This is a genomic window from Chryseobacterium tongliaonense, from assembly GCF_041224435.1.
Lineage (GTDB): Bacteria > Bacteroidota > Bacteroidia > Flavobacteriales > Weeksellaceae > Chryseobacterium > Chryseobacterium tongliaoense.
In genome coordinates, this window is sequence record NZ_JBGFFD010000001.1 from 184,132 (window position 1) to 197,994 (window position 13,863).

Sequence of the window (13,863 nt, forward strand, 5' to 3'; positions counted from 1 at the left end):
TTATTTTTAATTAAATCTGTATAAATGTTTTCTCCATATTCTGGCCAGTAAGAAACCTACTATAGCTCCTCCTACATGGGCTAAATGGGCAATACCCCCGGCATTTCCGGAAATACCCAAAAAGACAGAAACCACAATAACAATGGGTAACAGATACTTTACTTTAATAGGAATAGGAATAAACATCATCATAATTTTTGCATCAGGATACAACGTAGCAAACGCTGCAATAACCCCGAAAATTGCCCCTGAAGCACCCACCATCGGCGTTGACATTATAGCTTTTAGGTTTTCTACCAATCCTTGTTGCTGAGTAATTGACTCAGCGGTCCCTGTAAATCCTACATGTGCTCCTGACAGGAAACCATCAACATTAAATCCAAGGCTGTTTAAACTTGATGAGATTTGCTGAACTTCAACAAAATTCCATAAATTAAAGAGAAAGAAAGCTCCCAAACCACTCAGAAAATAAAGAATCAGGTATTTCTGTCCGCCCAGCCTCTGTTCCAGTATAGGACCGAAGCTCCACAATGTCAGCATATTAAACAAGATATGCATGAGGCTTCCGTGCATAAACATGTGTGTGATAATCTGCCATGAATGGAAGAAAGGCGAAAACGGATAAAAAGCAGCTAAATAAGCGATTAACCTATCCTGAAGTATAAAATTGGCAACAATAAATACAATCACATTGATAATGATGATATTTCTTGTAATCGGTGGTATATTGTTAAACATTTCTCTTTAAAATTTGTTTTTAATATCGTTAAACGGAACTTCATAAAAGCATCTTTTCCCGTTCGGTAAAAATTCAGGGAAACCTAATGTAGTGAAGTCTTTGATCAATTGTTCCGCATCTTTTTTATAAATGAAATCAAATCTCGACTTAGACTGCATCTTATGCCATTGGTTCTGATAATACTGCATAAATTCGTCTTCCGTTTTATATTCCAGAACCTCAAACAGGTTTTCCAGGAACTTCATGACCTGTGTTTCCTTTAGTCCTTCAGGAACCATGTCAATCCTTAAAACGTTTTCATGGGCGATTTTCATATCAAACCCAAGCTCAGGAAGGTATTTTTTGATTGATTTATATTTATTCTTCTCAATTTCATTCATATGATATTCCAGAGAGAAAAGCAGCGCATGACCGTTTGCACTTCCTTTTTTTACCGGTTTGGTACTTTCGGAAACAACCAGCCTGTGCATTCTTCCCAGATCCAGCATCAGCGTCCGGTCTCCTTTATTGAACAGCCAGTATCCGTTCGGCAGCCTCATCAGGTCCTCATCAAAGTCTTCATCTTCAAATAAATTAATTTTTGACGGCTCTGCAGAGATATTCTGATGGTACATTTCCGCAAGATTCTGGATTTCAGACTGTTTCACGCCTCTTTCTTCCAAAAACGGGTTGTAGTCTTTATCTACAACAATCTCAGGCATTTTGATGCTTACATTATTTCCTTTACTCGGAAACGATTTCTGCATCATTTCATCCAGCTGCGGATCTCTTTCAAAATCCAGACTTGGGGCCACATTGTAAATTCCTAATGATCTTTTTATGGTAGACCGGATCAAAGCAAAAATAAGATGTTCATCTTCAAATTTCACTTCTGTTTTCTGTGGGTGAATATTCACGTCAATTTTCTCCGGATCAAGCTCAAGGAAAAGGAAAAAAGTAGGGATATATCCAGGTAAAAGCAACCCTTCAAATGCTTCCTGAACAGCTTTATTAAAATACGGACTTTTAAAAAACCTCCCGTTAACAAAAAGAAACTGCTCGCCTCTTGTTTTTTTGGCGCCTTCAGGTTTTGCAACAAACCCGTGAAGCTGACACCAGATGATGTCTTCTTTTATCGGAATAAGCTGTGGCTGAAGTTTTCTTCCGAAAATATCTACGATACGCTGCATCTGACTTCCTTTTCTCAATCTGAAAACCGGCTCATCATCATGAAACAATGAAAATTCCAGATTTTCATGGGCTAATGCAACACGTTGGAATTCATCAATCACATGACGGAATTCGATATTGTTGTTTTTAAGAAATTTTCTTCTTGCCGGAACATTATAGAAAAGATTTTTAACCAGGAAATTAGATCCGTCGGCAGTCTGTACAGGATCCTGAAACTGAAAGACTCCGGCTTCAATATAGATATTGGTTCCTATTGTTGATTCTTTCTGTTTCGTTTTCAGCTCAACCTGGGAAACGGCAGCAATAGAAGCTAAAGCTTCACCACGGAATCCTTTTGTTGCGATTTTAAAAATGTCTTCCGTTCCTTTGATTTTAGACGTGGCATGTCTTTCAAATGCCATTCTTGCATCCGTTTCAGACATTCCTTTACCGTCATCCACCACCTGAATAAGGTTTTTCCCGGCATCCCTTACAATGAGTTCAATTTTGGAGGCATCTGCATCGATGGCATTTTCCAAAAGTTCCTTCACAATGGACGCAGGTCTCTGCACCACTTCTCCTGCTGCAATCTGGTTAGCTACATGATCCGGTAAAAGCTGAATAATATCTGACATAAAAAAACGAAAATCAACTTACAAAAATAGTCAATGAAAACGGGAATAAAAATAATAAAAACGGGAATTAAGATTTAATTATCAACAAATCAACAATCTTGCCGTAAATCTCTGCAAAGCATATCTCTTTTTTACCCGGGTTTCAAAAAAAGTCAATCCCCTAATTGACTTTTACAAATAGAGGATTGATTCACAGCTAGTTTACACAAAATTAATACTGATCGTATTTATATTTTATCCGTCTGAGGATATTTTCAATCATCAAACACAAGTTTTCTTTTTTCTTGTCTTTTTTCTTTTATTTCCGGAATTCCGTGAATTTTGTCATACAGATAAGCAAAAACGCTCTGCTTTTTATAAATCCTGCTGTGTCTGTATTGTGTATTAAAATGCCTTAAGTGAATTTTATAGGCATCATATCCGATCACTACCAAAAGACACAGGCTTATCAGATAAAACACCCTGAATTCCAGATAATAATACGTTAATCCTGAAAATACCGCTCCTAAAACATAAGCGATCATGATGCTTGTAAGCAGTTTTGCCCGGGCAATCAATTCGCCGTTTTTTCTGAATTTTTTCTGCGTAAACATTGAAAAAAGGATGCCAAGATCAGTAGTGGTCCCGGTAAGATGGGTCGTTTTTACTGAAAAGTTGGAGATGCTTGCAGTCAGTCCGTTCTGTAAACCCGTTGCAAAAAGCATCAGGGCAACTAAATATTCCGTTTCTTCCAATGTTTTCTGATAGAAAAACTGTCCGTAAATTCCTACAAACAATAAGCATATTATTTCCAGGACAATTGGCATTGCATGGGCAAAGTATTTACTTCTTTTATTAAAATTGATGACAATGAAGTTGGATAAAAAGCTTCCGAAGAAGAAAAGGAAAATCCATCCGCCTACGATACCAACCTGCGCCCAGTTTCCTTTACTTATTTCCGCGGCCAGAATAGCATAATGCCCCGTTACGTTTGAGGTAAAAGAGAGAAATATTAATAGAGATGCAATATTTATAGTTCCTGCCGTGAAGGCGGTCAGCGTCCCCAACCTGATGTTATCTCCCAATGTCCTGCTGTTACTATAATTTCTTAACATTTTTTAATTTTTTAAAATATTGTTTATTTCCTAAACCTCAACGAAGATCTCAGCCAGTCTTCCTCTTTCAGGAAGCCTTTCAGTAGTTTCAATTGCGATTTCGCGGGATTCCAGGTCTCTGCATTTAATGATGTAAGGAATCATATCGAATTTTCCTTTGCTTTTACTTTTAACCGATGAAGAATAATAAGCTTCTTCAATGTTTTCAGCCTTTACATAATTATTGAATGTCCTCTGAAAGCTTCCGGTAAAAACATCACAGGTAATTTTGGCGATCAGATGCGGGTATTTATTCTGAATGATCCCGTAAGCATCACAAAACTCCTGTGGCCTGATCTTGTTAAAGATGGTACTTTTCGTAGTAAACAAAAGATCCCTGATAGAATCTCCCATATCATAACCTGATACCAGAAGAATGTTATATTGATTTGTGTCTTCCGAAGCGTCTTTCTCTTTCAGTACTTTTTTTAATATATTCAAAGATTCAAGAGAATAGTCTGTGGCAATTAAAATTGTTTTGGTCATATCTTTTAGATTTAGTTCCGTGTTATCTTTTGATGATACAAAACTATAGCGACCAAATTAGAAGCTCTTTGGAATGGAATTAAAATGTCATTAAAGAGATTAAAATGAGATTAGAAAATTGTTAAGGCCTGTTAATATTGAAAGAGTGAGGCGAAAGGCGGAATTGCTGAATTGCTAAATCGTAAAACTGTAAAATTGCTAAATTGCTTTTATAACAGGACGTTGGGAACGTTCTCTTCTATACTGTTTTTTCTTCGGTCTGTGTGTTGTAGAAATTAGGAAAACGCATCTGCACAGTGGTTCCCTGATTTTCGTAAGAGCTTACGATGAGCTCACCGTGGTGCATCCTGACGATATTGCGGGCAAGGGGAAGACCGATTCCGTAACCTTCATAGTTTTTGGTATTGGATGCCCTGAAAAACGGATCGTAAATTTTATTCATTTCTTCTTCAGGAATTCCTATTCCATAATCTTTTACAATAATATAAACATCAGTATCCGTAGCACCCAAAGATACTTTCACCTGCTGGAAATTAGAATATTTACACCCATTCTGAATAATATTGGTAACGGCAAGGTGCAATAACTGTTCATTCCCCTGTACTTTCAGCTTTTTGGGGTTGTCCGGCAGCATGCTTACATCCAGATAGATATTATTCCGGGTATCGATTCTTCTTAAGGTTTCAATCACATCCCAAAGCAGCTGATCAATACGTACTTTATCCATTTTCTGGATTTTACCGTCAAAGCCGGTTTGGGCGATCATTAATAAAGCTTTGATCTTTTTATCTAATTTTTCGGCTTCATCCAGGATAATTTCAAGGGTTTCTTTGTATTCATTGCCCGTACGGCTGATGGAAAGGGCAACATCAGCTTCTCCCATGATGGAAGTTAAAGGGGTCCTCAATTCATGGGACACATTTCCGATCAGGTGATTCTGGGTTTCAAAAGAGGTTTCGATACGGTTGAGCATATCATTAAACGTATCTACCAATTCATTCAGCTCCTTATTATCCGGCTGGGCTTCGAGTCTCAAATGAAGGTTTTCAGAGCTTATTTCCTTTACTTTTCCGGTAATCTTTAAAATAGGTTTGAATAAAGTTTTCGATAAATAAAAAGAAAAGATCATACTGAAGAAAAGCGAAAGCACGATACAGGTGATCAGTGTCCTTTTCAAAAATCCTAAATAATAAACCACATAATGGTTTTTAGCGGAAGCTATTGCAATGTATTCTTTATCATCAGATTTGAAAGACTGCCCGATATAATAAAATTCTTTGTCATTGTAATTGGACTCCCCATTTTTTATGATATTTTTAAAAAAATAATCCGGAATATGTACTTCCTGAGAGATCTTTTTAAAATTGGAATCTGTGGGAACAGCAAATACATAATCTTTTTCCATTGGCAGTTCCTCGTCATTCAGGCTGTTCAGAACATAATTTTCAGGAAGATCAAGGTGTTCTTTGCTTTTTTCAATCTGTACAATCGTTGTGGTACGGATTTTAAGCAACTCATAAAATCTCTGATGTGAAAAGTTAACAATAGAGAAATACACCAAACCACTGAACAGCAAAATAATGGCGGTAAAAACCAACATTAAAAGCACCATCGTTTTGGTCTGATTTGTAATCACTTTATAAGGCATCCTCTACGGTTTTTTCAGCACATATCCCATTCCGATAACGGTATGAATCAGCTTATTATCTTCCTGCTGATCGAGTTTTTTTCTTAAATAATTTACGTAAACATCCACCACATTGGTGCCCAGCTCATAATTGACTCCCCAGACCGCATCAAGGATTTCTGCACGGGAAATCACTTTCTCAGGATTAGTAAGGAAATACATCAGCAATTTATATTCCGTGGAAGTAAGGGAAACTTCTTCTCCCGCCCGGGTCACCTTTTTGGTGTAATTGTTAACCATTAAATCGGAGAATTGAAAAACGTGCTCATTATCGATTTCAGGTTCGGCAATTTCCTGTGCCGGGTTGTTATTGCTTCTTCTTAACAGCGATTTTACACGGGCCACCAATTCAATAAACTTAAATGGTTTTACCAGATAATCATCACCTCCGCTTTCGAGGCCGAGAACAATATTTTCTGAAGTGCCCAGTGCTGTTAAAAAAAGAATCGGAACATGTTTATTCGTTTTTCTTATTTCTTTACAGACATCCAACCCATTCATTTCCGGTAACATAATATCCAGAACGACGAGATCGAAATCGTTTGACTGTACCAATTGTACTCCGGTACGGCCGTCAAAAGCCACAGAAACTTCGTAGCTATTTTCCTGCAGTCCTTTTTTAATAAAAGATACCACACTCGTTTCGTCTTCGATCAGGATTATTTTTTTCATAAGTAACGAATATCACAAAAATAGCAAATTTTATTTTGCCCGGAAGCAGGGACCCGGAAGAAGGGAAGATTAAAATCATTCTTTTTTGGAGGTCTAAAATTAAAATATCTTTCCTTGCTAAAATCCATAACTCCATTATTCTTAAGGGTTAAGAATTTAAAAATCAATATAATAATTTTAGTTAATGATTCTAAACTTTGTAAAACTATATAGAATTAATGCTACATTTGCGGTCACTAATAACGATGAAAATAATAAAGGTTAAACCTTAATGAGTATGAATGATTTTTTAATAGGTATCGGAAAGAGATTAAAGGACATTAGAAAAAAAAATAATTTAACCATTCATGAACTCGCGTTCAAAGCCAATGTGAGTAATGGATTGGTTTCCCGGATTGAAAATGGCAGAACGATTCCCTCTCTTCCCGTTCTTCTGGATCTGATCCAATCCCTGGAGATCGATGCCAGCTATTTTTTTGAAGGCGTAGAAAAAAAATCAAATGCTAAATTCATTCATCTTCCCAAAGAAAGTCAGCAGCTTATTGAAAAGGAAGTAGAAGCAGAAGGCTTTAAATACATGCATATTTTCAGTAAAAGCCTACATTCACTGGGTTTTGAAGCTGTTTTATTAACCCTTGAGCCGAATTCCAGAAGGGAAAAGGTAATTACAGACGCCTGGGAATTCAAATATGTTCTGAAAGGAAAAGTAAAATATGTGATTGATAATGAAGAGGTCTTTTTACGAGAAGGCGATTCTCTCTATTTCAACGGGAAATTTCCACACGTTCCTGTGAGTATAAGCGATGAAAATTGCATCATGCTTGTTCTTTATTTTTATTCTGATAAATAATACATTTGGGAGGCATCTAAATTCAAAAGTTTACAAATATTCAACTTTTGCTTTTTTAACATACTTCAGAATTAATATACAATTAACCGGAACCACTTAATTTTTTAAGTGGTTTTATGAGTTATTCTGTTTCTCAATTATAGTCAAAACTTCCTTTAAATATCTGTTTTAAAGAGCTTTTATTATTTTCTTCTTTTTTCAATGAAAAATTTAATGTTAACCCATTTGTAGTTTTCCCTTAAAAATTATTAAACATTACTTAATATGAAATTATTACATATATTAAAATTAATAGCTTGTTTTGCATAAAAAATTTAATATATGTAAAAATGAAAACAAAATTAGAGAAATTACTTATTCTTGTTTTTGTGTGTATGATTACTTGGGTTTCTGCACAAAAACAATCTATCATAGGAATCATCCTTGACGAGAGCCAACCCCTTCCCGGCGCCTCTATAAAAATAAAGGAATCTTCCAAAACAGCATCGACAGATGTTGACGGTAAATTTTCCATCAATGATGTAAAAGCCGGAACTTATGATCTGCAGGTAAGCTATATCGGTTATGAAACCTCAAGCATCAATGTGGAAGTAAAAACAGGAGAAACCGTAGATCTGGGAAATGTAAAGCTGTCCCAGAAACAAAAAAATATTGATGAAGTTGTTGTCACAGGTACTTTAAAAAATACTGAAGCAAGGGCTTTAAATCTTCAAAAAAATGCAATTAATATTACCAATGTTATTGCATCGGACGGTATCGGAAAACTACCGGACAGAAATGCAGCAGAAACGGTTCAACGTGTTCAGGGAGTTTCCATAGAAAGAGACCAGGGCGAAGGAAGATTCGTTTCTCTCAGAGGGCTTCCTCCATTCTGGGCATCGACAACCATCAACGGGAACAGGCTTCCGACAGCGGAAGAAGAAACCACTTCCAGAGCAACAGCATTTGATTTTTTCCCGACGGAACTTATTTCCTATGTACATGTAAATAAATCTTTTACTCCCGATATGGAAGCGGACGGAATTGGCGGTGGTGTTAATTTCATCACCAAAACACCTCCTATGAAAACCGAGTTAAAAATCACATTAGGAAGTGGTTACAACGCCAAATCGGATAAAGGCGTTTACAATTTGGGGTTACTGTACGGTGGAAGAACAAAAGATAAAAAATTCGGGTATTTATTTAACATTGCCCATTTCACCAGAAACTGGTCTACCGATAATTTTGAAGCGAGAAGAAGTGGTGATGAAGGAGTTTTCAGACTGGAACTGCGTGATTATAACGGGGTAAGAAAAACTACCGGAATCAATACTGCCTTTGAATATGTTCTGTCTCCTAAAAGTACTTTTTATCTAAAAGGAATGTACGGAACATTAGCCGATGATGAAACCCATTACAAACACAGGATCAGATTTGATAAATTCAGCTCAACCAATAACACGGCAAGAGTTGAATTGCAAAACATTCACAATCTATTGATTACAGAATTAACATCCGTTTCATTAGGTGGAAATCACCGTTTAAATAAAGGAAAAATTGATTGGGATCTCTCTTATTATGACAACCGGTTTAAATATGGAAACATCCCTGACAAACAAAATAATTCTTATTACGTAATAAAATATACCCAGTCCGGTGTCGGGATCAACCCGAATTATATCGCTGATCACGGAAACGGACCAAGAGCTTACTGGAAGGCAGACGGCGGAAAATTAGATTATAAAGATCCGGATGCATTATTCGGTTTTTACAGCAATCCGGATTTTAAAATGGATGCTTCACAGATGAAATTTACCGATCTGGAATTTTACAAAGTTTTCGTGGAGGAAAAAGATAAAATTGTAGCCGCCTTCAACCATGAGATCAATGTTTCTGATCAACTCACTCTAAAATATGGTTTCAAATACCGCGACAAGGAACGTAATGCAAGGTTCTCAGATATTTTTTATAACTGGAACAACGGGAATGCCCCTTTTTTATCTGATTTCGGACAGTACATTACAGCCCAGCCGAATGGTACAAAGTATTTAAGTGAAATGAATGCCCACATCGGAAATACATTCGGTCCGGTCTTATCAACATCCGGAATGGACCAGTTCTGGTATCAGAATCAGGGAAATTTAAAAATAAATACTGCGGATTCAGAAGCACTTGAATATAATAAAGCACTGGGAAGAAATTTTGATGTTTTTGAAAAACACGCCGATGCCTTTGGAATGGGAACGTATAAAATCAATGACCGGATTACCGTCCTGGGCGGGATCAGGTTATCAAACACGCATACAAGAGTAAAGGGTTACAACGTCATTGAAGATGTTTTAACACCTGTTGAAAACACTAAAAACTATCTTGCTGTTTTACCGATGCTACATCTGAAGTATACATTAAATGATAAAACGAACTTGCGTTTTGCAGCAACAAGAACTTTTTCAAGACCGAATTTCGGTGATTTAACTCCTGGCGGAACTTATATAGAAGCTGATAATGAATTTAAAGGCGGAAACCCGAATCTGAACCCAACGTATTCATTAAATTTTGACCTGATGGGTGAGTATTATTTCTCGAATGTAGGGATCCTGAGTGGCGGAATATTTTATAAATCTATTACAGATCCTATATTCCAGGATTCTTTCATCAGCTCTTATAACGGAATCAGCGGGGTACAATTCACAGCTCCAAATAATGGAAAAAGAGCGTGGCTGGGCGGTTTTGAACTGGGAATTAACAGAAGGTTTGACTTCCTTCCCGGATTCCTGCAGTATTTCGGAACCCAGCTTAACGCCACCCTGATGACTTCCGAAATGGAAAAACCAGGCGGAAGAAAAGTAGCACTTCCCTATCAGGCTAAACAGCTATATAATGTGCAGCTTTTCTTTGAGAAAAAAGGATTCAATGCGAGGCTGGCCTATAATTATAAAGGAAAATATGCGGTGGAATATGCGGAAGAAGACCTCAACGATTCTTACTACGGAAAATACAGCAGTCTTGATTTCGGCGGATCTTATCAGTTTACAAAATATTTAATGCTGTACGCAGATGTAAACAACATCCTGAATAAGCCATTGATCTATCATTTCGGAAAAAGTGAGGACCGTCCTGAGCAGGTAGAATATTACGGGGTAAGATTCAATCTCGGCATAAAGCTTAATTTCTAATACAATAAAAATGGCTGAAAACAATAATAAAAACATAGGAATAACTCTGAAAGCGGCATTTGCTGCTTTCGGGGTCTACTTCTGCATGTATGGTTTTAGAAAACCGTTTACTGTGGCTTCGTTTGAAGGTCTTTCTTATTTCGGGGTTGAGTATAAAGTACTGATCATCATTGCTCAGGTCATGGGATATTTCATCTCAAAATTCATCGGAATCCGTTTTATTTCTGAATTAAAACCTGAAAAGAGAATCTCTTATTTATTTATTTTTATTGTCATTGCAGAGCTTGCTTTACTTGGGTTTGCCGTTGTTCCGGCTCCTTATAATATTCTTTTTATGTTTATCAACGGGATGCCGCTGGGAATGATCTGGGGAATTGTCTTCTCCTATATTGAAGGAAGGAAAACAACGGAGATCATCGGCTTATTTCTCTGTTCAAGTTTTGTCGTCTCTTCAGGATTTACAAAATCTGTCGGAAAATTTTTAATGGATACTTTCGGAGTTTCGGAGTTCTGGATGCCTTTTACCACAGGATTGCTTTTTATCATTCCGCTTATTATTTTCGGTTTTATGCTGGAAAGAATTCCCCAACCTACAGAAGAAGATGTTTTACTGAAAAACAAAAGACACCCGCTTCATAAAAAAGAACGAAAAGCTCTGATCCGTCAGTTTTTTATCCCTATTATCTGCATCACTTTTCTATATGTAAGCCTTACTGTTTTGAGGGATTTCAGAGATAATTTCAACCGTGAGATCTGGGACAATCTGAATATCAGGTTTGACAGCTCTATTTTCACCATAACCGAAATCCCTATTGCCATTATGGTATTGCTGGTCTTGAGCTTTATGGTGAAAGTAAAGAACAATAAAAAAGCATTTGCTTATTATCATTATATTCTTTTTACAGGAATAGGAATTGTAGGCCTTTCAACCTATCTTTTCCAACATGGCTTAATGTCGCCTTTTTTGTGGATGGTACTTTCGGGTTTTGGAATGTATCTTTGCTATATTCCCTTTAATGGAATTTATTTCGACCGGATGATTGCTGCTTTTGAAATCAAAGGAAATGTGGGGTTCCTGATTTACTTTGTAGATTCTTTCGGGTATCTGGGAAGTGTTCTGATCCTGCTTTATAAAAACTTCGGATCAGCCAGAACTTCATGGCTTAATTTTTATATCCATCTGAATTATATTATCGTCATCATTGTTTTCATCTCATCTTTGATTGCTTATTTAAGCTTCAGAAAAAAATCAAGACCCAAATCAAACCATAATAATCCATACATCAATTTCGACACCCGGTCGAAAATGATCTAAAAAAATACAGTAAAATGACAACAAAATTCGATTTAATCGTTGTGGGCGGTGGAATTTTAGGAACATTCCATGCTTATCATGCTTTAAAAAGAAACCTGAAAGTAGCCTTGCTTGAAAAAAATTCTTTGCCACAAGGTGCTACGGTAAGAAATTTCGGACAGGTAGTTCCATCCGGAATGGATCTGAAATGGCAGAATTTCGGAAGAGAAAGCTTAGCCCTATATAATGAGTTACAGGCTCAAACCGACATGACGATCCGGAAAAACGGCTCGGTTTATATTGCATCCAACGATGAAGAAATGCAGCTGATCCATGAGCTTTATGAAATTAATAAGAACAATGGTTATGAATCTGTTCTTTTATCTAAAAATGATTGTATTAAAAAATACGATGGCTTGCGTTCCGATTACTGCAAAGGCGGATTATTTTTCCCGCAGGAATTATCAGTTGATTCTGCAGAAATGATTGTGAAACTTCATGAGTTGCTAAAGGAAAAATCAGGTTTAAAAATATTCTACAACACTACAGTTGTTGAAACATATGAAGATGATCGTCAAAGCATTGCCATCACGGCAGAAGGAACCATATTCAATGCAGAAAAAATAATCATCTGCGGCGGACATGAGTTTAAAACATTATACCCGAAAGTGTTTAATGAAAGTGATCTTGAAGTAAGCAAACTGCAGATGCTTCAGACAAAACCCCAGGGAATTTATTCTTTACAGGGCAATATCCTGACCGGATTATCCATCAGACGGTACGAATCTTTCCAGGAATGCCCTTCCTATGAAAAGATCAAATCGCTTGAAAAACCGAATTCTTTTGAGAAAAAATACGGAATACATATTTTATTCAAACAGGCTCTCGACGGTTCCATTATTTTAGGAGATTCCCATGAATATGCCAATGCAAAGGATTCCGATGCTTTGGGATATGACCTTAATATGGAAATTGACGAATTTATGATCAATGAAGCCCGGAAGATTATAGACCTGCCGACTTACGAAATTCAGAGAAGATGGTTTGGCGTCTATTCTCAATGCAAAACCAAAGACCTTTTTGAGTACAATCCGTCACCTAATATTCATTTTGTAACCGGGATCGGTGGAAAAGGAATGACCGGAAGCGGAGGGTTTTCAAAATTTAATATTGATAAAATTTACACATAAAATAAATGAAGAACATAGAATTATTGGTTCTGGATATGGCCGGAACTACAATTAATGAAGACAATGTAGTATATAAAACACTGATGAATGCCGTAAATGATTACGGATATCAGGTTTCTTTAGAGAAGGTTTTATCCAGCTGTGCAGGCATGGAAAAGCTGGAAGCAATCAGCAACCTATTAAAGGAAATCGGTGGGAAAGACGAAGAAGCACCGGCTATTTTTGAAAACTTTTCGGACCAGCTGAAGGAAGCTTACCGGAATCTCAATGTGCAGCCCATTAACGGTGTAGAAAATTTCTTACTGAAAATGAGGTCCGGGAATAAAAAAATTGTTCTCAATACAGGATATACTTCTGAAATCGCTCAACAGCTTTTAGACAAACTCGGCTGGAAAGAAAATGTACATTACGATGCCCTGATTACAGCAGATGATGTATCAGAAAGCCGTCCCAGTCCTGAAATGATACACCTTGCGATGAAGAAATTTAATATTCTTGAGCCTGAAAGAGTTTTAAAAGCAGGGGATTCAGTCATTGATATTGAAGAGGGAAAAAATGCAGGTTGTGGATTAACCATTGCCGTACTTTCGGGAGCTCAAAGCAAAACCGAACTGGAAAAATCTAATCCGGATTATATTTTTAATACCATCTCTGAGGCTGAAGAAATTCTTTAACTTATTCTTTCAAAAATCTATTGATTCAGCCTCTTTAGTTTAAACATTTTGGTTAACCACTGATAACACGAATTATTCACAAATGACCACAAGTTTTTTATTGTGCTATTTGTGAAACACATTTGTGTTACCTTGTGTTTTAAGACATAACATTTTAATTATCAATTAATTAACCTTCCGTTCATACTTGTTTACAAAT

Annotated in this window: 11 protein-coding genes; 5 read left to right on the top strand and 6 right to left on the bottom strand. The window is 36.7% G+C overall.

Going from position 1 to position 13,863, the window contains the following annotated elements; genetic code table 11:
- Positions 1-6 precede the first annotated feature (6 nt).
- From AB8P06_RS00890 to AB8P06_RS00915, 6 genes are all read right to left on the bottom strand, one after another.
- Positions 7-738 carry a rhomboid family intramembrane serine protease gene (locus tag AB8P06_RS00890; protein ID WP_369836629.1) on the bottom strand — a complete coding sequence of 244 codons (732 nt, stop codon included), beginning with the start codon at positions 736-738 and terminating at the stop codon, positions 7-9.
- A gap of 6 nt (positions 739-744) precedes the next feature.
- On the bottom strand, positions 745-2,523 hold the full coding sequence (mutL, locus tag AB8P06_RS00895; protein ID WP_369836632.1) for a DNA mismatch repair endonuclease MutL: 1,779 nt from the start codon (positions 2,521-2,523) through the stop codon (positions 745-747).
- Positions 2,524-2,777: 254 nt separating this feature from the next.
- A complete protein-coding gene (locus tag AB8P06_RS00900; RefSeq protein WP_369836635.1) occupies positions 2,778-3,617 on the bottom strand; it encodes a YoaK family protein in 840 nt (279 codons plus the stop codon).
- Between the two features lie 30 nt (positions 3,618-3,647).
- Positions 3,648-4,142, bottom strand: a complete 495-nt coding sequence (locus AB8P06_RS00905) for a hypothetical protein (protein ID WP_369836637.1) — start codon at positions 4,140-4,142, stop codon at positions 3,648-3,650.
- Positions 4,143-4,380: 238 nt separating this feature from the next.
- Positions 4,381-5,790 carry a sensor histidine kinase gene (locus AB8P06_RS00910; RefSeq protein WP_369836640.1) on the bottom strand — a complete coding sequence of 470 codons (1,410 nt, stop codon included), beginning with the start codon at positions 5,788-5,790 and terminating at the stop codon, positions 4,381-4,383.
- Positions 5,791-5,793: 3 nt separating this feature from the next.
- Positions 5,794-6,501 carry a response regulator transcription factor gene (locus AB8P06_RS00915; RefSeq protein WP_369836642.1) on the bottom strand — a complete coding sequence of 236 codons (708 nt, stop codon included), beginning with the start codon at positions 6,499-6,501 and terminating at the stop codon, positions 5,794-5,796.
- A 277-nt stretch (positions 6,502-6,778) separates the two neighbouring features.
- Here AB8P06_RS00915 and AB8P06_RS00920 point away from each other — a divergent pair, with 277 nt between their 5' ends.
- From AB8P06_RS00920 to AB8P06_RS00940, 5 genes are all read left to right on the top strand, one after another.
- A complete protein-coding gene (locus AB8P06_RS00920) occupies positions 6,779-7,351 on the top strand; it encodes a helix-turn-helix domain-containing protein (protein WP_369836645.1) in 573 nt (190 codons plus the stop codon).
- Positions 7,352-7,680: 329 nt separating this feature from the next.
- Positions 7,681-10,506: a TonB-dependent receptor gene (locus AB8P06_RS00925; protein WP_369836647.1), complete on the top strand. Its 2,826-nt coding sequence runs from the start codon at positions 7,681-7,683 to the stop codon at positions 10,504-10,506.
- A 10-nt stretch (positions 10,507-10,516) separates the two neighbouring features.
- On the top strand, positions 10,517-11,821 hold the full coding sequence (locus AB8P06_RS00930) for a DUF5690 family protein (protein WP_369836650.1): 1,305 nt from the start codon (positions 10,517-10,519) through the stop codon (positions 11,819-11,821).
- 14 nt (positions 11,822-11,835) lie between these two features.
- The gene (locus tag AB8P06_RS00935) at positions 11,836-12,990 is read left to right on the top strand and encodes a TIGR03364 family FAD-dependent oxidoreductase (RefSeq protein ID WP_369836652.1); all 1,155 of its coding nucleotides are present in this window, start codon (positions 11,836-11,838) and stop codon (positions 12,988-12,990) included.
- A gap of 5 nt (positions 12,991-12,995) precedes the next feature.
- Positions 12,996-13,664 (top strand): HAD-IA family hydrolase, encoded by a 669-nt coding sequence (locus AB8P06_RS00940; RefSeq protein WP_369836655.1) that lies wholly within the window; start codon positions 12,996-12,998, stop codon positions 13,662-13,664.
- The last annotated feature ends 199 nt before the right edge of the window (positions 13,665-13,863 follow it).

Excerpts from the sequence above, each read along its gene's own strand:
- AB8P06_RS00890 (WP_369836629.1), bottom strand. The coding sequence starts at position 738 with ATGTTTAACAATATACCACCGATTACAAGAAATATCATCATTATCAAT.
- mutL (WP_369836632.1), bottom strand. The coding sequence starts at position 2,523 with ATGTCAGATATTATTCAGCTTTTACCGGATCATGTAGCTAACCAGATT.
- AB8P06_RS00900 (WP_369836635.1), bottom strand. The coding sequence starts at position 3,617 with ATGTTAAGAAATTATAGTAACAGCAGGACATTGGGAGATAACATCAGG.
- AB8P06_RS00905 (WP_369836637.1), bottom strand. The coding sequence starts at position 4,142 with ATGACCAAAACAATTTTAATTGCCACAGACTATTCTCTTGAATCTTTG.
- AB8P06_RS00910 (WP_369836640.1), bottom strand. The coding sequence starts at position 5,790 with ATGCCTTATAAAGTGATTACAAATCAGACCAAAACGATGGTGCTTTTA.
- AB8P06_RS00915 (WP_369836642.1), bottom strand. The coding sequence starts at position 6,501 with ATGAAAAAAATAATCCTGATCGAAGACGAAACGAGTGTGGTATCTTTT.
- AB8P06_RS00920 (WP_369836645.1), top strand. The coding sequence starts at position 6,779 with ATGAATGATTTTTTAATAGGTATCGGAAAGAGATTAAAGGACATTAGA.
- AB8P06_RS00925 (WP_369836647.1), top strand. The coding sequence starts at position 7,681 with ATGAAAACAAAATTAGAGAAATTACTTATTCTTGTTTTTGTGTGTATG.
- AB8P06_RS00930 (WP_369836650.1), top strand. The coding sequence starts at position 10,517 with ATGGCTGAAAACAATAATAAAAACATAGGAATAACTCTGAAAGCGGCA.
- AB8P06_RS00935 (WP_369836652.1), top strand. The coding sequence starts at position 11,836 with ATGACAACAAAATTCGATTTAATCGTTGTGGGCGGTGGAATTTTAGGA.
- AB8P06_RS00940 (WP_369836655.1), top strand. The coding sequence starts at position 12,996 with ATGAAGAACATAGAATTATTGGTTCTGGATATGGCCGGAACTACAATT.